Origin of the sequence: Mammaliicoccus sp. B-M6 (assembly GCF_022386965.1) — a bacterium.
In the GTDB taxonomy this organism is placed as follows: domain Bacteria; phylum Bacillota; class Bacilli; order Staphylococcales; family Staphylococcaceae; genus Mammaliicoccus; species Mammaliicoccus sciuri_A.
The window spans coordinates 24,977-43,596 of record NZ_JAJNHJ010000004.1; the positions used below are offsets into that span (position 1 = coordinate 24,977).

The window sequence follows — 18,620 nt, forward strand, 5'->3', positions numbered from 1 at the left end:
CCACCTTTGTTTATTTTCTAAGGTCACCTAAAGCTTGTGTAATAGCTGTCATTTCACTAGCTGATATGTTTTTTCTAGACATGACCATAGTATGTATTTCTTTCAATTCTTCTTTCTTTTCTTCAGGTATTGCATCTTTATTCAATACACTTGTATTTACTAATCGTAGCTTGCCTTTTAAATCATCTACCATTTGTTCTATTGATTCAGTCATATTTTTTATCATCCTTTCAAAATTTAGTTTAGCAAAAAGTAATTATAATTAAAACTATCAAACTTATATATTCACTTTACAATTTATATGAATATTTTATACAATAAACATGAATTATAAGGTGAGGAGTGATTCTAGTGGCTGTTCAAGATATACTTTCATGGACGCTTTTCGAACAAGTTGCAGTACCAGATAATATTTCGCAATATCTCGTTGAAGGCGAAGAAGCTTATAGTGCTTTTAAGACATTCAGAGATACTGCCGTATTTACAAATAAACGAATTATCATTCGTGATATGCAAGGTATCACCGGTAAGAAAATAGAAACTTACTCTATACCTTATAACATTATACTCATGTGGTCTACTGAGAATGCTGGTAAACTACTTGATTTAAACGGTGAAATCACATTATGGACAAGAGCTGGCCATTTTAAAATTAAAATAGGCAGAAATTTAGATATTATGCCTTTTGAAAAGCTATTGTCTAATGCACTATTATAAACTACAATTGTGTTTATATCTCTAAATTTATGGGAATAAACAACATTAGTGATATTTATAACATATATTAATGCCTATATTCTCTAATTTGAGATTCATATGTGATATGATATGTAGGTCAATGTTAATTTAAAGTTATATTCTTGAAAGGGGAAAAACATTATGCAAAACAAATTAGTTCCTGCTATTTTAATAGGTGGTACAATTGGCGCAATTATTGCATTAGCTGATAAAAACACTCGCCAATCGTTATCAAACCAAGTGCAAAACATTAAAGAAGGCAACACTTCAAGAGAACCTTCTAAATTAGATCAAATTAAAGATGAAGTTCTATACTGGAAAGATGTAATCGAAGAAATTCGTCGTAAAAATCCAGAATTAGAGCAATCAATTATGGATGCTAAAGATACATTCATTGAGAAAAAGAATCAAAGACAAATCTCAGGTTCAAACCATTCATAATTTATATTAAAGACTAGGCTTATTCATCTAACCTAGTCTTTTTTAACATCATATTAAATTAGGAGAATTTATATGGGAAATGATAAATCGAGCTCAAAATTTTTAGAACAAGCTAAAAACTTTAAAGACGAACAAAAAAAGTCTATTAAGAAAGAATATTATATTCCACCACAAAAATTTGAATCTAAGACAGCAAAGAAAGATAACCAAATATTTTATGTTTCAAAAATTAATAAGCCAGCTAAATTTACGAAAGACGGTAATATTTTATCAACTTTAATTTACAGAATTGGTAAGGATAATGCTACAGGACTTGCAGCACAGCTTTCATATTACTTCTTACTTGCGTTATTCCCTACTCTAATATTTGTGTTAACGTTGATACCACTATTCCAAGTCAATCCTGATACAATTACAAATATGATATCAGAGAATGCACCTGGTGATACGGCAAAGTTAATTACTGGCATAATTGATGACGTTATGAATAATGCTAGTGGTGGCTTATTCTCATTCGGTTTAATCGCAGCATTATGGTCTGCATCAAATGGTATGACTGCTTTAATGAACGCATTTAATGTCGCTTATGATGTTGAAGATGGAAGAAATGCTATCATACTTAAAATCATGAGTGTCTTCTTCACAGTTATTATGGTTGTTGTATTCGGTATTGCAATAGCACTACCTATATTTGGTCAACAAATCGGCAATTTATTATTTGGTCCTTTAGGATTAGAATCTGAATTACGTTGGATATTTAGTTTAATAAAAGTCGTACTACCATTAATTGTGACGTTTATCGTATTTATCACACTATATACGCTTGCACCAAACATTAAAATCAAATTATTATCAGTTGTTCCTGGTGCAGCTTTTACAACAATTGCATGGTTAGGTTCAAGTGCTTTATTTGGTGTTTATGTTAATAATTTCGCTAACTACTCTAAAACATACGGTAGTATCGGAGGTATTATCGTATTGATGATTTGGTTATTCTTAACTGGATTAATTATTATCATCGGTGCAGAAATAAACGCAGTACTACATCAGAAGAAAATGCTTAAAAATGGATCACCAGAAGAACAAGCATTTAATAACTTAACAGAAAACGGTGATATGACTAATGCCTCTATTGAATGATATTTTAGAATATAATGCAGCTTTTATAGAAAATAAGGAATATAAAAATCTTATAACAACAAAGACACCTAACGCTAAAGCAGTATTGCTCACGTGTATGGATACGCGATTAACAGAACTTTCTACGCGTGCATTAGGCTTTAAAAATGGCGATATCAAAGTTGTTAAAAACGCTGGCGCAACTATTTCTCATCCATATGGTTCTACAATGCGAAGTTTATTAGTAGCGATTTATGCACTTGGCGCTGAAGAAATCATTATCATGGGTCATAAAGACTGTGGTATGGGGAATTTGGATGTGGATTCAGTAATAGATACAATGAAAAGTCGTGGTATCACAGATGATACACTAAATACAATCGAACATTCAGGTATTAATATCCATCAATTCTTAAGAGGATTCGATGATGTAACTGAAAATGTTCAAACAAATATACAAAAAGTATATAACCATCCATTATTTGATCAATCTGTTCCGATACATGGACTCGTAATTGATCCACATAATGGTGATTTAGAAGTTATACAAAATGGATATGAATTTACTAAATAAAAGAAGTTGAGCTCCTTTATGGAAGCTCAACTTCTTTTATTATGATATTAAATTATGTTGAAAGGCATATATAACAGCCTGTGTTCTATCTTGTACTTCTAATTTACTTAATATATTACTAACGTGCGTTTTAACTGTCTTAATCGTAATATGTGAGGCACTTGCTATTTCTTGGTTTGAATAACCTTTAGCGATTAATAATAATATTTCCATTTCACGTTCAGTCAACATTTCGAATAATTCAGCTTTTTGATTCATTCTATTTCTCATTTTTACAAGTACTTCTGGTTCAAAAATAGACTCTTTGTTGTACGTCTTACGTATAGCATTTGCGATATCATCTGCAGAAGTCGTCTTTAATATATAACTATCAACACCTGCATCTAAGGCTTGGTAGACTTCATTATCTTCAATGAAACTTGTTAACATGACGATTTTAACACTTGGTTGATGCTTTTTTATATGTTGTGTTGCTTCTATACCATTCATATCATCCATCACTAAATCCATTAAAATGACATCGGGTTCTAATTCTTCAGCTTTTTCAATACCTTCTCTTCCTGATGCTGCTTCCCCTATGACGGATATATCTTCTTGTGTAGATAAATAACTAGAGATTCCGATTCGAACCATTTCATGATCATCTACAAATAATACTCTAATTGTCATATTGTTCCTCCTTATTATTTGGTACCTTAACTTCAATACGCGTTCCCGATTCAGGCATTGAAATAATATTGAGAGTGGCTCCAATTTCTAATGCACGTTCGTTCATAGTATTTAGCCCATAACTCTGTGGATCTCTTTTAGATGTGTCAAAACCTACCCCATCATCTTGTATACGTAATATAACATAATCATTCGTATCTATTAACTCTATTGAAACTTTTGTACCTTTAGAATGACGTAACGTATTAGATATGGCTTCTTGAGTTATACGGAATAGATGGTCTTCCGTACCTTTGGCTATTTCTATATCTTCTATATCATAAACAACTTTCATTGGTATTTTTTGTTTCAAGTCGACTACTAAATCTTTAATACCTTCACCAAGAGATTTATTTTTTAATCCTAAAGGTCTTAAATGTAATAATAAAGCACGCATTTCTAATTGCGAATCTTGTATCATTTTTTCTAATAAGTCTACTTGTTTAGCTAATGGCTCTTTTAATTCTGATGATTTAATTGCAGATAACATCATACTTGCCGCAAATAATTGCTGACTTACTGAGTCATGTAATTCTCTTGCTAATCTTTGTCGCTCATCTTCTATGATTTTTTTAACGACGGAATCTTGCATTTGATACGATTCATTAATAATTTGTTGAGACTTTAATCTCAACGTGTATAGTTCTTCATGCAACGGAATTAATGTTTGATAAATTTCTAAAGTTTCTTTGTGCAAATCAATTTCATGGTGATTCACACCTAACATTTCTCCTTGAAAAGATCTTTCGATTTGTTCTTTAATCCAATGGTGCTGTTGATTAATTTTGTAAGCTACTGCAGTCCCTATTATGATACATAGTAAAATTACTACAATATTAATAAACAGGAATGCTGGTACACCTAATATTTGTGTGTAAAATAAACCTTGAAAATATATAATATTAATAAAAATTCGATCTAAGAAAAATAAAATGCCGACAATTGTATAAACAAGAATAAGCATTGAACCGATAATTCTTGTGTAGTTATTCATCGATAAATCACCTCAACATCTCCCATAAATGTTGAGAAGAATATATTAACTTTAAATGAATTTTTATGACTATTTTCCTCATAATGTACTGTTTCATTTTTTACTCTGTACACTTGATCATTCATATATAATCTGCCATATAAAGCAGTTATATGTACATGTACATGGTAATTATATGGAACAATAATTTGCGTCTTTCCAATATATTGTCTCACGACAATAACATTATGCTCAGATAAATTAGCAGCTAAAGATAAATCTAATTCAATATCTCCAATTGCTTGTTGAATTTGTATATCTTCCCATTTATAAATATAGTGTGGTGTCTTTTGTGGAGAGAACCATCGCTGTTTTATAAATGATTCGTTAATATTTTCATTTGATGTTTGATCGACATGTTCTACTCTTAATGGTTTCTTACGATATAAAAGATATCTAATAACTAAAAATACTAAGAATAAAAATAAAATGGCAAGCATGTATGGATTAGAAAGTAATGCATAAATCATTAAAATGGCGCCTATCCAAAATATAATTAATCCCCGTAATTTATGAAAATATAAATATCCTACATATATAAATATCGTACCCATTACAACAACGAGTAATAAGCCTATTTTCTCAAAGAAAATATAGTAAATGTTTGATAACAAAATCAATACAGATAATACGATCAACAATTCCGTTGATATAAATTTATTCTTCAACATACCACTCCTTTTTTAGAGAAGTGAATTCATCTGAGTAAGCATCGTACGCTCAGCTATAGTATCAGCAATTTTATCAAAAGTACTTTTCATAGCTTCGTCAATTTTCGCTAATTCACTTTCTAACATATTAATTTGCTTTTGTAACCATTGTAAATCATGATCTTCTAACTTTTTAGCACATTTAATTTTAAAATCTTCAATCTTGTCCATATACTTATTGTCTAATTCTAAAGTATATTTATCAATTAATTTACTTAATTGACAACGTTTTTGTTCAAGATACGTTAAGTACTGCTTCATAGCTTTAATTTTAACATCTAAGCGCTTAGCACATGTATCTAAACTTTCATAATATGAAACAAGAATTAATTGTTTTAATTGATCTGAAACAACATTAAACATAGAATCACCTACTTCTGTCATATTAAACTCTATTATAAAATGTTATTTCAAATCTAAAAATGGACCTAGGATTGAATTTTCAATAGGACCTTAGTCTTAGAAAAATAAAAAGGAGTAGTATAGAATCTTGTATGTTTAATCAATTCTATCCACTCCTCTTATATTTTTAGTCTTCTAATTTAGTTAATAATAATGGTCCTTCTTTAGTTACAACAATTGTGTGCTCAATTTGAGCGACGAAACTTTTATCTTTCGTTTCAAATGCCCAATCATTTTTACCGTCGCTAACGATTGTCGCGTTTGATGAGATAAATGGTTCTACTGCAAGTACCATACCTTCTTTAAGCAATTGTTTTTCTAATGGATCATAATAGTTCATAACATGTTGTGGTGAATCGTGTAATGAACGTCCAACACCATGTCCTGTTAAGTTTTTAATAACTTTTAAGCCATTTTTACGTGCAGTAGCATTTACTGCTCTACCAATTTGAGATAATTTAGCACCTGGCTTAACTTTCTTCATTGCTTCTTCAAAAGCCATAGCTGCTACATCAACTACTAATTGTTTTTTCGGATCATCTGCATTACCAACAACAAATGAAATACCTGTATCTGCATAATAGCCATTTTTACGAGCTGAAACGTCTATATTTACAAGATCGCCTTCGTTAATCACACGTTTACCAGGTATACCGTGCGCAACCTCTTCATTTACACTTATACATGTGTAACCAGGAAAATCATACTCTGCAATAGGTGCTGATTCTGCTTCTAACTCTTCAAATCTTTCCTTTGCGATGTTATCTAATTCTTTAGTTGTAATTCCGGGTTTAGTTGCTTCTTTTAACTCATCACGAATTATTGCACAAATTTTACCTATTTCTTTTAGGCCTTCAAGTTCTTCATTGTTTTGAATTATCATTTAAATCCCGTTCTTTCTTTTAAAATTTTTTTGTCGTTTATCATTATATCAGAAAATGCATGTTATACTATAAAAAAATGATTTCGGAGTTTTGAATATGAAAGAAAATTGGTTATCTCGAATTATCGGTGCAAGAATTATTAAAACTGGATTAGCAACTTTTTTAACTGCTTTAATATGTATGTCTTTAAATTTAAATCCTATATTTGCGGTTATCACATCTATTGTGACAATTGAACCTACAGCTAAAGCATCCTTAAAGAAAGCATTTGTGAGGTTCCCCGCTTCTATACTTGGTGCATTTATAGCCGTTATTAGTACATACTTCTTTGGAGAATCACCTTTAAGTTATTCATTAGCAGCAACCGTCACGATTTTAATATGTTATAAACTTAAATTATTTGATGGTATGTTAGTAGCTGCCATTACAGCTGTCGCAATGGTTCCGGTTATCCATGAAGCATTCGTATATAATTTCGTATCACGATTAGCGACGACTACAATTGGTCTTGCAACAGCAGGCATCGTCAACTTCATTATTTTGCCACCTAAATATATAAATCAAATAGAAGACATCAATCATAAGATGGATCAAAGCATTTTAGAAATATACATAGCTAGACTTAAAGAACTCTTACTAGGTGAATACGAATCTACTTTATCCATGAAAAAAGTATCAACATTGCAACAACAAGCTACTAAAATTGAACAACTTATAAAATATCAAAAAGAAGAATACGATTACCATAGAGCAAAGAAAGAATCTAAATCTCACATTAGAAAAGTCGAAATGAAATATCACATTAACCGACTACTAAATGCACATTTATTAAACTTAGTATATTTACCAGAGAATACGCACATCGTCTTTACCGAAAAAGAACGCACAGCAATCTCAAATTTCATCAAATCCTATGAACATTTAATAAAAGCAAATGAATATAAAAAACAAAAAAATGCAGCATCCACATTAAAAAATAGTGTTAAAGGACTAAACGAATTTGATGAAAACCAAATCAAAAGTCACATTATTTATGAAATACTCATGATTAATAAAATTTTAAACGATAGATATTCAAGATTAACAAAATAACTATGCTAAAACATAAATAGCGGCCAGGACATTAAAATATGTCCCAGCCGCTTTTTATGTTTTAATGATGTGAGTTACTTATTATGATTTTTAGTGAACTCGTGAGTTTACTACCTCTTTAACTCACATCTTATTATTTTGCTTTTAACAATCGTTTAATAATAGCTTGTTTTGCCGCTTCTTCAACTGTATTGTCTAATTGTTCTGGTTCGAATGTTATACCTTTTCGGATACATGCTTGTTTTAATAAGTAATCGGTGATTTCGTGGTTTTTAGGTAATATTGGTCCATGTAAATATGTACCTAATAAATTCTTATAATGGATACCCTCTTTCTTATCCGTATCATTATTACCATAACCATCAACGACTTTACCTAATGTAGGATATTCGTGATATGTTCTACCACCATGATTCTCAAAACCGACAATTTGTCCAAATGTTTCTGATTCAATTACAATATCTCCTATTAGACGGTCTTTCTTAGATTCTGTATAAATATCAAGAATGTTTAAACCTTCTAATCTTGTACCATCTGGTGTTACATATTCAGATCCTAAAAATTGATAGCCTCCACATATTGTTAAGGTTGGCATGCCGTCTTCAATTGCATCTTTGAGTTGTGTTTTAATTTTCTTTAATTGTTCTGTTGCTAAACTTTGTTCTCTATCACTTCCACCGCCAATAAAGAAAATGTCACAATCATCTAAACTTAATTGATCAGTATCTGTTATATCTATTACTTCTACTTCTATATTACGCCATTTCGCACGTTGCTTCAGTGCAATAATATTGCCAATATCGCCGTATAAATTTAATTTATCTGGCATAAAATGAAATATTTTTATTGCTGACATTATGCTTCCTCCTTGAAGGCTTTATTCAATGTTCGATGCATTGGTGATAAAGATGTATAGTTTGGAATTGCAACTGTAAACTGATTGTAAGTCATCGATAGTTCCGTTGCCTTTTCTATTGAATGTTCTATAATAACTTCCGCTTCAACTTCAGCATATTTCAGTCTTAATGCTAATTCTTCAGCTCTTTGTCCTGTACAGATGATGGTTTTGATATTCTGTCTAGATAATTTTTCAAAGTCTGCATCATAAATCCATGAAATATCTCTTCCATCTGCACCATTATCATTCAAACTGATTAAATAAACTTTTTCTCCATCAATTTGTTCACCTACAGACAAACTTGCATTCAGACCTGCAGGGTTTTTAGCTAAGTTAATAAGCGCTTCTTTTTTACTATTTCTATAGTATTGCATACGTCCATTATCAGAAGTATATGTTTCAAATCCAATTTTAATAGATTGATCATATAAACCTAATTCTCTTAATACTGAATAAGCTGCAATGACATTAAATACATTAAAATCACCGGCAATCTTCATATCAAAATGAGCATCATTTAAGCCTACATGTATGAATGGTTCTTGTTTAAATGCTGTCACTTCATATTGTGGTGTTGCTCTATTGAATCCACATTCACATGTATAATGACCAATTTGATTGTAATGAATATGACTATAATTTAATAATCTTCCACAATTAGGACAGTATTTACTTTCAACCATTGAACTTTGTTCAAAGTCGTGTATCCCTTTTTGCATACCATAATATACGATGTCATCACTTGCTATTTTTAATCGACTAACGAAAGGATCATCTGCATTCAGTAATAGTTTGATCCCTTTATCTTTGATTGAGTTGGCAATATTATCTACCATCGTATCGATTTCACCAAATCTATCCATTTGGTCTCTAAAGAAGTTTGTCACTACCATCATAGAAGGTGTCATTTCTTTTAACACTCTTGGTATAGAACCCTCATCTATTTCTATAACAGCAATTTTAGTATTTTTATTAGATTGAACAATAAAGCTTGAAGTAATCCCAGCTGCCATATTGGCACCTTCAGTATTATGTATAATTTCAATATTGTTCTTCTTTAATGTATAACCTATTAAATTCGATGTCGTCGTTTTACCGTTCGTACCACTAATCATCACGATTTCATCTACTTCATTTGCTAACTTTCTTAAAATAAGCGGGTCTATTTTTCGAGCTATTTGTCCCGGAAGATCCGTACCTTGTTTACCTACTTTTCTACTAGCATATCGAGCTAGCTTTGCTATATTTTTCGCAACATACTTCTTCATACGTTACCTCCTTGTTCTGTCACATCATTATACCACGTTCAAAAGCTTTAAAAAAAGTGTTTAACTGTATCAAATCGTTGGTTTCATTTTGTTGTTATTGTATAATAAAAATGTAAGTTAAAATTATTATAGAAGGGAAGATTTCTATGTTATCTAAAAATATTTTAGATGCTTTAAACAATCAGTTGAATCATGAATTTTACGCAGCACATGCATATATGGCAATGGCAGCTTATTGTGCAGATAAGAGTTACGATGGATTTGCAAACTTCTATATTCAACAAGCTAAAGAAGAACGTTTCCATGGTATGAAAATATATGACTATATTAACGATCGTGGTGAAAAAGCTATTTTCACAGCTTTAGATGCTCCTAAGACTGAATTCAGTTCTTTATTAGAGACATTTAAAGATGGATTAGCTCAAGAACAAGATGTTACACGTCGATTCTATAATTTATCTGAAATTGCTAAAGAAGAAAAAGACTTTGCTACAATTTCATTCTTAAACTGGTTCTTAGATGAGCAAGTTGAAGAAGAGTCTATGTTTGAAACACATATTGACTACTTAGAAAGAATTCAAGAAGACAATAACGCATTATTTATCTATGAAAAAGATTTAGCTTCTCGTCACTTCGATGAAGATGCTGAATAATTTATAGTCTTACTATACTTAAATGAAGACCATCACCGTGAGCTACTCATGGTGGATGGTCTTTATTCATTCTATCTTACATACCATCATCATTTACATTATTCCAACAAATGTTTATAATAACTTTCTAAAGGAAGTGATGGTATGTCTTCATTTGTAGCACTTGATTTTGAAACAGCAAATGGAAGTCCGGAAAGTATTTGTTCTGTCGGAATGGTCAAAGTAATTGATCATCAAATTACAGAAACTTTTTACACATTAGTGAATCCCGAAGATTATTTTTCAAATATAAATATTAAAATTCATAAAATTAAACCTTCTGATGTGACAAATTCACCTACTTTCGATGTCGTGTTTCCATATATGATGGATTTCATCGGTACACTACCAGTTGTAGCACATAATGCTAAATTTGATATGACTGTATTGTTTAAATCTCTCATTAAACACCAAATCGAAATTCCTGAATTAACGTATTTTTGTTCATGTATATTAGCTAGAAAAACAGTCAACAATCATAGATATGGACTTGCGCCAATGATGGATTATTATAATATTGATTTTAAAGGTCACCATCATGCGTTAAATGATGCTAAAGCATGTGCGATTATTACGTATCGATTGTTAAAACATTACCCAGACTTAGATTCTGTATTAGATATTTACGGCAAAACGTTAACCGATAAAAAATATGTATAAATAAAAAGCTTCTAGGATATCATGACGCATCCTAGAAGCTTTTATTCTTTTATTTACTCTTTGTGTTGGAATTCTTTTTTTATGTCTCTTTTTAAACTCGCTTTATTAACAGGTCTTTCTAATTTTCTATCAACCCAGAATAATAATATTGCTATCGCAATAATACCTAGTAATTTGATAATATCGAATGAACCTGTTTCAATGGAACTTTTAATAAATAAAATGATTAATAATACTGTAATTGCAATAATTGAAAATTTAAATTTCATATCAATCTCTACTTTCTTATTATAAGTATTAATAAATACCCACTTCTCATGTAGCCGAAACGCGCATTCAACAATATTCAGAATACTAAGGATACATGATGATATCAAGTAAATCGGTTTAAATAAAATCATATATTGTTAAATTACGATACGTTCTTGAAACTAAATTCCCGATTGATACACCTACTAAACGTATAGAAGTCTCGGGGTCTTTTAATGAATTATATAAATCATATGCTATATTATATATTTCAACTTCGTCATAGACGGGTGTATGACTACTTGTTTGTTTAGATAATGTTTCAAAGTTATGTGTCTTAAGTTTAACTGTTATCGTTCGTCCTGCTAGTTCATGTTTATCTGCTCTATTAGCAACTTCAGTACTCAATTTTCTAATTGTATTGAGTATAAAGTCATCATCATTTTGATCTGTTTCAAATGTTGTTTCTCGACCGATTGATTTTCTAACACGTGTTGGTTTCACTGGAGAATGATCAATACCGCGTACTTTATTATAAAAGCTTACACCACGTTTACCGAATAATTGAATCAATTCCATTTGGTCATATGCGTATAAATCTTTACCACTATTGATCCCCAATGATTTCATCTTTTCTTCTGTTACTTTTCCAATACCCGCGAAATCTCCTATAGGCAACGACATCAACAAATCATGTACATTCTCATAATCTATCACTGTACGACCACTCGGTTTATTCATACCGCTAGCGAGCTTTGCTAAAAATTTATTATAAGAAACACCCGCTGAAGAAGTTAGATGCGTCTTATCATAAATATCTCGTTGAATGTATTGTGCAATCGTTGACGCAGGTAAGTCTTTTCTCACAAGTTCAGTAACGTCTAAATAAGCTTCATCTAACGATAAAGGTTCTACAATATCTGTATAACTTTTAAATATTGCCATTATATCATTCGACACTTCTCGATAATAATTAATTCTTGGGCGTACATAATAACCATCCGGACAAAGTTGATGTGCTTGAGCCATGGGCATAGCTGAATGAACACCAAATTTACGAGCTTCATAACTAGCTGTCGAAACAACCCCTCTACCTGAAGCACGTCCACCTATAATCACTGGTTTTCCTTTTAATTTTGGATTATCTCTTATTTCTACTTGAGCAAAGAAAGCATCCATATCAATGTGAATGATTCGCCGTTCCATTCTAAACACCTCTACAAAAAAATAGGAAGTTGGTTGCCCAAATTCCTATATATTATATCAAAAATCTTATTAACTTGTTGATTGAACGTCTTTATTATCCGTAAATAAATTAATACCTACTTCTGTATCTTCTACATAATTCATCTGCTTATTACTATAAATCACTTGCGCCATGTAAAAATCACCGATACATGCTGCACCATGAAAAGCAAATACATAAATAATAGAAGTGACTTGAAGCCATAATAATACAATTAATAATCCTATACTAATTAAAACAAATGGTGCTAATAATATGATATAAAATTGTTTTCTTGTAAAAATAGCATGTGGCATCGTTGCATAAAACATGCCTTTCATATATCCATATTTAACCTTTCCCTTTGGGTTAAATATTTTAAAACAAATACCGTGTATTAACTCATGGATAAACACTAATATAATTAAACCAACTAACCCGACTATAATATTTCTTACAAAGCCTTCTTCATAAATATATATGATATTCGCAATTAACTTAAAACTAATTAATATTAATGAAAGAAATAAAACAAATTGTAAAAGTGCTAACCTTTTTAATACAGATATATTGTTAACTAAGTCAATTTTAAGCATCCAATACCCCCGTGAAACCATTTCTTAATAACCTTTACATAATGATTATAAAATATAAATTCAATTTATACTAATGATTTTATGCTCGGTTTGAATTATGAATTTAATTGACTTAGTGAAACTTTATACATCTTATCATCATTTTGAGAAGGATTACCCCTACCATCTGTATTATTACTTACAAAATACAAATCATCATTTACAATGTAAACATCTCTAATTCTTCCATATTTAGTCGCCACTTTTTTCATTTCATCTTTTTCTACATCAAATTTCATAATACCTTCTCCACGCAACGCAGCTGAATAAATGATACCGTCTTTAAATGCGATGCCTGAAGGTGCCCATGTATCATCTGATCCTGAAGTAAATATCGGTGTTTCCATATTATTATTTTCTTCATTGCCTTCAATCACTGGCCAACCGTAATTATGACCTTCTTTAATCTCATTTATTTCATCATTAGCCTGATTACCATGTTCACTCGCATACATCTGTCCATCAGGGGTCCATACAATTCCTTGTAGATTTCTGTGACCATAACTATAAACATATGAATTAGAAATCGGATTATCTTTAGGCTTACTACCATCAAGATTAATTCTTAAAATTTTACCACCTAAAGTATCTTTATCTTGTGCATTTTGTTCGTCTGAAGCATCTCCAGTTGTCGCGTATAATTTATCATCCGGTCCAATTTTTAAACGACCACCATGATGATATTGACCACTCGGAATTTTATCAATTAATACCTCTTCTTCTTTCCACGTATCATTTTCTAATTTTAATTTTACGATACGATTAAACTGGCCATTATCTTCATATGTGTAATACGCATATGCTTCTTGAGAATCTTTAAAATCAGGTGCAAGAACGAATCCTAATAAACCCGCTTCAGCAGCTGTAGAAACTTCCTTATCTAAATCCACTTGTTGCTCATTCTTTTTATTGCCATCGATTTTAATAATTTTGCCAGGACGTTCTGATAAATAAAACACATCATTTGATTTCGCAATACTCCACGGTGTATCTAAACCTTGAGCTACCGTTTCAATACCTTTAGTCTCTTTACGATCTTGGTTGTCATCTGACTGACTCTGTTCATGTTCCATTTCATTCTGAGTTTGCTTACCTTTATCTTCAGTTTCATCACGCGAATCATTACTACAAGCAGATAAAATAAAACTAGCAGAAATTGCACTAATCATTAGTCGTTTCATAAACAACCCTCCTTACATTATTTATACAGTTGTAAACACTTTCACACAAACATAACGCTCAAAAACCCAAGCCAACGTATAAGTTGGCTTGGGTTTTTGGTGAATTCTATTCTTTTATTTTTTCGATTAAAGCTACTGTTTCGACATGTGTTGTATGTGGAAACATATCCACTGGTGTGATTTCTTTTAGTTGATAACCGCTATTTTTCAACAATTCTACATCTCTCACCTGTGTTGCTGGGTTACATGAAATATACACGATTCTTTTTGGTGATAATTCGATTAATGTTTCAATAAATGTTTGATCGCATCCTTTTCTTGGTGGATCGACCATTACAACTTCTGGTTTAATACCTTCTTGTTGCCATTTTAAGATAATTTCTTCTGCTTTTCCTGCTTCCCATGTCGCATTGTCTATATGGTTGATTTGCGCATTTTCTTTTGCGTTTTCTATAGCTTGTTCTACGACTTCCACGCCATAAACGTGTTTTGCTTTTTGTGACATGTATGAACCGATTGTCCCAATACCACAATACGCATCAATGACAGTTTCTTCTCCATCTAATTGTGCATATTCTAGCGCTTTATGATAAAGTTTTTCTGTTTGTGTTGGATTGATTTGATAGAAAGAAGTGTCGGATATTTTAAATTCATATTCAGAAAGTTTATCTGTAATTGTATCTTTCCCGTATAAAGTATGTGACGTATGTCCCATAATAACATTTGATTTTTCTAAATTAATATTATGTTTAATGCTGACCACATTTTCAAATTCTGTTTGTATAAAATCAATAATTTTATTTTTATGGCTAAGTTGTTTACTATTCGTCACGAATATAACCATTGTTTCTCCAGTATAATAACCAGTTCTCAAGATGATATGTCTTAATTCACCTTTATGCTTTTGTTCATTATAAATACTGATGTTTGTTTCATCTAAAAGTTTCTTAAGTTTCTTCATAATTAAATCATGCTTTTCATCTTGAATCATGCAATGATCTATATTCACAATATCGTGACTTCTTTGTCTATAGAATCCTAGTTCAATTTCACCAGATTTATTTTTCCCCACTGGTATTTGGGATTTATTACGATAATGCCAAGGATTTTCCATGCCAACTGTATCGTGAATAATTGTATCTTCAAAATGTGATTTTCTCTTGAATAGATTAATCACTTGTTCTTTTTTCATTTCTAATTGCGCATTGTAACTTAAATGTTGAAGTTGACATCCACCACAAACTTTATAATATTCACATGGTGGTTCAATTCTGTCCTTTGATGCTTCTTCAATGGAGATTAATTTACCAATAGCAAATTGCTTTTTCACTTTGATGACTTTAAATGAAATGGTTTCATCTTTAATTGCATTTGGTACGAAAATTGGATAACGATCGAATTTTACAACACCATGCCCTTCATGTGTAAAATCGATAACCTCTCCAGTATATATTTCATTCTTATTTACGACTCCTGCCATATTAACTCCCTCTTTCACGATAAACATAGAAAAAAGGGACAAAATAATGTCCCTATGTATTTATTCTTCTGTTTGTTCTTCGTGTAGTCTTTCTCGTTCTCTTTCTACTGTTTCAATTCCGTGCTCTCTCTTAACCCTTTCAAGTTTAGAAAAGACTTGTATATGTTGTTTTAAGTTTAAGAAATTAGCAGGTAATACGCCACCAAATTCACCATCAACATTTAATTGAATTTGCTCAAATGATGAGACATTAATTGTTTTAGCTTTTGTGTAATGTACTTTCGGATGATTGATATGATCACCTCTAGAAGCCAATGTCATAATATGTCCAAGTTCTGCTATATTCACTTTCTCTAATATAAGCAAAGTAAAATTACCATCATTAATATCAGCATCTGGTACAAGCTTTTCAAAGCCGCCTATTGAATTCGTTAAGCCAATTAAAAACATCATCGCTTCGCCTTGGAATACATTACCATCATATTCGATACGTATATCAGTCGCTTTAATTTGTGGTAACATCTCTAAGCCTTTAATGTAATAAGCGAGTGGTCCAACCATTGTTTTCAATTTACTTGGCGCTTCATAAGAAACTTCTGTTATTTTACCGCCACCAGCAATGTTAATAAAATAGCGATTGTTCATTTTACCAACATCTACAGGTACAAGATCACCTTTGATGATTGTATCTACAGCTTCCATTATATTGTTTGGAATAAGAAGTGCTCTACCAAAATCGTTAACTGTCCCCATAGGAATTAACCCTAGTTTAGGTCGCTTCTTTGCTTCTGCTATACCATTGATAACTTCATTTAAAGTACCATCTCCACCAGCAGCAATGATTACATCATAATCATATTTTAGAGCTTCCCTAGCAGCATGTGTCGCATCTCCAGCACTTGTTGTAGCATGAGCGCTTGTCTCATAACCAGCCTGTTCTAACTTAATTAATACATCAGGTAATGCTCTTTTAAATAACTCTCTTCCTGATGTTGGGTTGTAAATGATTCTAGCTTTTTTCTTCATTATGATCCCTCTTGTTTATTCTTATATCTTTATATTAAAGCATATACTAAATATAAGAAAGCAAAAAATAATTAGCGTCTTTTCGTTCCAAATATATTACGTACTATTTCTCTACCAATTTGTCTTCCAACTGTTGATAAGAATTTAGATGTTTCTTTTTGGAATTGTGAAGGTTTTTCTTTCTTCTTAGATGTTGTTTCTTTCTTAGTTGACTGTGATTTCTTAGTTTTTTGTTCTTCTTCAGGTTGCTTTTCAATCTTATTTTGTAACATTTCATATGCACTTTCACGATCAAATGTTTCTTTATACGTTTCATTTAATGGTGCATTATCAATTAAATCTTTTTTAACAGATTCATCGATTACACCAATTTTACTTTCAGGTGGACGAATAAATGCGCGTTCAACAACATTTGGTTGGCCTTCATCATTTAAGAATGAAATCAATGCTTCCCCTGTTTTCAATTCTCCGATTACTTGAGCAGTGTCAAAGCTTTCATTTTGACGGAAAGTTTGTGCAGCACTTTTAATCGCTTTTTGATCTTTAGGTGTGTAACTTCTAAGTGCATGTTGCACTCTATTACCTAGTTGTCCAAGCACTGATTCTGGAATATCAATTGGATTTTGAGTTACGAAATAAATACCTACACCTTTAGATCGGATTAAACGTACAACTTGTTCAACTTTTTCAATTAACTCTTTTGAACTATCATTAAATAAAAGATGAGCTTCATCAAAGAAGAAGACAATTTTTGGTTTTTCAGGATCGCCTACTTCTGGAAGACTTTCAAATAACTCCGATAATAACCATAATAAGAACGTTGCATATAATTTAGGCTTTTGATATAAAACAGATGCATCAAGTACATTGATCATACCTCTGCCTGATTCATCAAACTTAATAAAATCTTCTAATTGTAACGCAGGTTCTCCGAAGAATGTTTCAGCACCTTCAGATTCTAATCTTAATAATGCACGCTGAATTGCACCAATTGATGCAGAAGAAATATTTCCATACTTTTCAGCATACTCTGCTCTATTTTCATTAATTTCTTTTAAAAGTGCTTTAAAATCTTTCATATCAATTAGAAGCAGACCACTTTCATCAGCAACTTTAAATACAATATCTAACACACCTAATTGAGTATTATTTAAATCTAATAATTTACCGATTAATAGTGGACCCATTTCTGTAATTGTTGTACGAACAGGTACACCCGTTTTTTGAAATACATCAAACAACGTTACAGGAAAAGCATTATTTTTGTAATCGTCAATTTTCATCATATCAATACGTTCTTGAATCTTATCATTGATAGAGGCAGCCTCTGCAATACTTGAGATGTCCCCTTTAACATCTGACATAAAGACTGGAACACCAGCTTTAGAAAATTGTTCAGCCAATACTTTTAAAGTAATTGTTTTACCAGTACCAGTAGCACCAGCAATCAAACCATGTCTATTAGCTTGGCCTAACTCTAAATTGATTTCATTTTCATTTTTAGCTATTTTAATTTGTGTCATATGTAGTTACTCCTCCATCATCATTATGATTTAATACTATTGTACTTCAACACACCAACCATGCAAGTAATTAGATATAGAA

General features: G+C 31.3%; 22 protein-coding genes. 7 read left to right on the plus strand and 15 right to left on the minus strand.

Going from position 1 to position 18,620, the window contains the following annotated elements; all coding sequences use genetic code 11:
- Positions 1-10: 10 nt before the first annotated feature.
- Positions 11-214 (minus strand): DUF1128 family protein, encoded by a 204-nt coding sequence (locus LQ693_RS02250; RefSeq protein ID WP_025905159.1) that lies wholly within the window; start codon positions 212-214, stop codon positions 11-13.
- Positions 215-351: 137 nt separating this feature from the next.
- Between LQ693_RS02250 and LQ693_RS02255 the strand changes: the two genes are divergently transcribed.
- The 4 genes from LQ693_RS02255 (at position 352) to LQ693_RS02270 (ending at position 2,872) form a co-directional block, all read left to right on the plus strand.
- Positions 352-717, plus strand: a complete 366-nt coding sequence (locus tag LQ693_RS02255) for a PH domain-containing protein (protein ID WP_103360883.1) — start codon at positions 352-354, stop codon at positions 715-717.
- Positions 718-879: 162 nt separating this feature from the next.
- A complete protein-coding gene (locus tag LQ693_RS02260; RefSeq protein WP_025905157.1) occupies positions 880-1,179 on the plus strand; it encodes a YtxH domain-containing protein in 300 nt (99 codons plus the stop codon).
- Positions 1,180-1,251: 72 nt separating this feature from the next.
- Complete coding sequence (locus LQ693_RS02265) at positions 1,252-2,319, plus strand: YihY/virulence factor BrkB family protein (protein WP_025905156.1); 1,068 nt, start codon at positions 1,252-1,254, stop codon at positions 2,317-2,319.
- Complete coding sequence (locus tag LQ693_RS02270) at positions 2,303-2,872, plus strand: beta-class carbonic anhydrase (RefSeq protein WP_103360882.1); 570 nt, start codon at positions 2,303-2,305, stop codon at positions 2,870-2,872. The genes LQ693_RS02265 and LQ693_RS02270 overlap by 17 nt, the downstream gene beginning before the upstream one ends.
- 39 nt (positions 2,873-2,911) lie before the next feature.
- On the opposite strand, the gene LQ693_RS02275 is transcribed toward LQ693_RS02270, so the two are convergent.
- The 5 genes from LQ693_RS02275 to map all read right to left on the minus strand — a co-directional run bounded on the left by LQ693_RS02275 (position 2,912) and on the right by map (position 6,608).
- Positions 2,912-3,541: a response regulator transcription factor gene (locus LQ693_RS02275; RefSeq protein ID WP_025905154.1), complete on the minus strand. Its 630-nt coding sequence runs from the start codon at positions 3,539-3,541 to the stop codon at positions 2,912-2,914.
- Positions 3,531-4,574 (minus strand): sensor histidine kinase, encoded by a 1,044-nt coding sequence (locus LQ693_RS02280; RefSeq protein WP_037590451.1) that lies wholly within the window; start codon positions 4,572-4,574, stop codon positions 3,531-3,533. The genes LQ693_RS02275 and LQ693_RS02280 overlap by 11 nt, the downstream gene beginning before the upstream one ends.
- A complete protein-coding gene (gene liaF, locus LQ693_RS02285) occupies positions 4,571-5,281 on the minus strand; it encodes a cell wall-active antibiotics response protein LiaF (RefSeq protein WP_025905152.1) in 711 nt (236 codons plus the stop codon). Before liaF ends, LQ693_RS02280 begins: the two co-directional genes overlap by 4 nt.
- Positions 5,282-5,296: 15 nt before the next feature.
- On the minus strand, positions 5,297-5,707 hold the full coding sequence (locus LQ693_RS02290; protein WP_233670693.1) for a hypothetical protein: 411 nt from the start codon (positions 5,705-5,707) through the stop codon (positions 5,297-5,299).
- 145 nt (positions 5,708-5,852) lie between these two features.
- The gene (gene map, locus LQ693_RS02295; RefSeq protein ID WP_025905150.1) at positions 5,853-6,608 is read right to left on the minus strand and encodes a type I methionyl aminopeptidase; all 756 of its coding nucleotides are present in this window, start codon (positions 6,606-6,608) and stop codon (positions 5,853-5,855) included.
- A gap of 97 nt (positions 6,609-6,705) precedes the next feature.
- Here map and LQ693_RS02300 point away from each other — a divergent pair, with 97 nt between their 5' ends.
- Positions 6,706-7,701 (plus strand): FUSC family protein, encoded by a 996-nt coding sequence (locus LQ693_RS02300; RefSeq protein WP_239703052.1) that lies wholly within the window; start codon positions 6,706-6,708, stop codon positions 7,699-7,701.
- 133 nt (positions 7,702-7,834) lie between these two features.
- Here the strand turns inward: LQ693_RS02300 and gatD are convergent, their stop codons facing one another.
- On the minus strand, positions 7,835-8,557 hold the full coding sequence (gatD, locus tag LQ693_RS02305; RefSeq protein ID WP_025905148.1) for a lipid II isoglutaminyl synthase subunit GatD: 723 nt from the start codon (positions 8,555-8,557) through the stop codon (positions 7,835-7,837).
- A complete protein-coding gene (gene murT / locus LQ693_RS02310) occupies positions 8,557-9,867 on the minus strand; it encodes a lipid II isoglutaminyl synthase subunit MurT (protein WP_103360879.1) in 1,311 nt (436 codons plus the stop codon). Before murT ends, gatD begins: the two co-directional genes overlap by 1 nt.
- A 146-nt stretch (positions 9,868-10,013) precedes the next feature.
- On the opposite strand from murT, the gene LQ693_RS02315 reads away from it, so the two are divergent.
- Both LQ693_RS02315 and LQ693_RS02320 read left to right on the plus strand, forming a co-directional pair.
- On the plus strand, positions 10,014-10,520 hold the full coding sequence (locus LQ693_RS02315) for a ferritin (RefSeq protein WP_025905146.1): 507 nt from the start codon (positions 10,014-10,016) through the stop codon (positions 10,518-10,520).
- A gap of 144 nt (positions 10,521-10,664) precedes the next feature.
- The gene (locus LQ693_RS02320) at positions 10,665-11,219 is read left to right on the plus strand and encodes a 3'-5' exonuclease (RefSeq protein WP_103360878.1); all 555 of its coding nucleotides are present in this window, start codon (positions 10,665-10,667) and stop codon (positions 11,217-11,219) included.
- Between the two features lie 53 nt (positions 11,220-11,272).
- On the opposite strand, the gene LQ693_RS02325 is transcribed toward LQ693_RS02320, so the two are convergent.
- The 7 genes from LQ693_RS02325 to LQ693_RS02355 form a co-directional block, all read right to left on the minus strand.
- Positions 11,273-11,488 carry a hypothetical protein gene (locus LQ693_RS02325; protein WP_048540669.1) on the minus strand — a complete coding sequence of 72 codons (216 nt, stop codon included), beginning with the start codon at positions 11,486-11,488 and terminating at the stop codon, positions 11,273-11,275.
- A gap of 118 nt (positions 11,489-11,606) precedes the next feature.
- A complete protein-coding gene (gene dinB / locus LQ693_RS02330) occupies positions 11,607-12,674 on the minus strand; it encodes a DNA polymerase IV (RefSeq protein WP_103360877.1) in 1,068 nt (355 codons plus the stop codon).
- 69 nt (positions 12,675-12,743) lie between these two features.
- Positions 12,744-13,289, minus strand: coding sequence for a DUF3267 domain-containing protein (locus LQ693_RS02335; RefSeq protein WP_058591878.1), 546 nt, complete (start codon positions 13,287-13,289; stop codon positions 12,744-12,746).
- A 95-nt stretch (positions 13,290-13,384) separates the two neighbouring features.
- Positions 13,385-14,509: a PQQ-dependent sugar dehydrogenase gene (locus LQ693_RS02340; protein WP_107572627.1), complete on the minus strand. Its 1,125-nt coding sequence runs from the start codon at positions 14,507-14,509 to the stop codon at positions 13,385-13,387.
- A 106-nt stretch (positions 14,510-14,615) separates the two neighbouring features.
- Positions 14,616-15,989, minus strand: coding sequence for a 23S rRNA (uracil(1939)-C(5))-methyltransferase RlmD (rlmD, locus tag LQ693_RS02345; protein WP_103360874.1), 1,374 nt, complete (start codon positions 15,987-15,989; stop codon positions 14,616-14,618).
- Between the two features lie 60 nt (positions 15,990-16,049).
- Positions 16,050-17,015, minus strand: a complete 966-nt coding sequence (locus LQ693_RS02350; protein WP_025905139.1) for a diacylglycerol kinase — start codon at positions 17,013-17,015, stop codon at positions 16,050-16,052.
- Positions 17,016-17,086: 71 nt separating this feature from the next.
- On the minus strand, positions 17,087-18,538 hold the full coding sequence (locus tag LQ693_RS02355; RefSeq protein WP_103360873.1) for a helicase HerA-like domain-containing protein: 1,452 nt from the start codon (positions 18,536-18,538) through the stop codon (positions 17,087-17,089).
- Positions 18,539-18,620 lie beyond the last annotated feature (82 nt).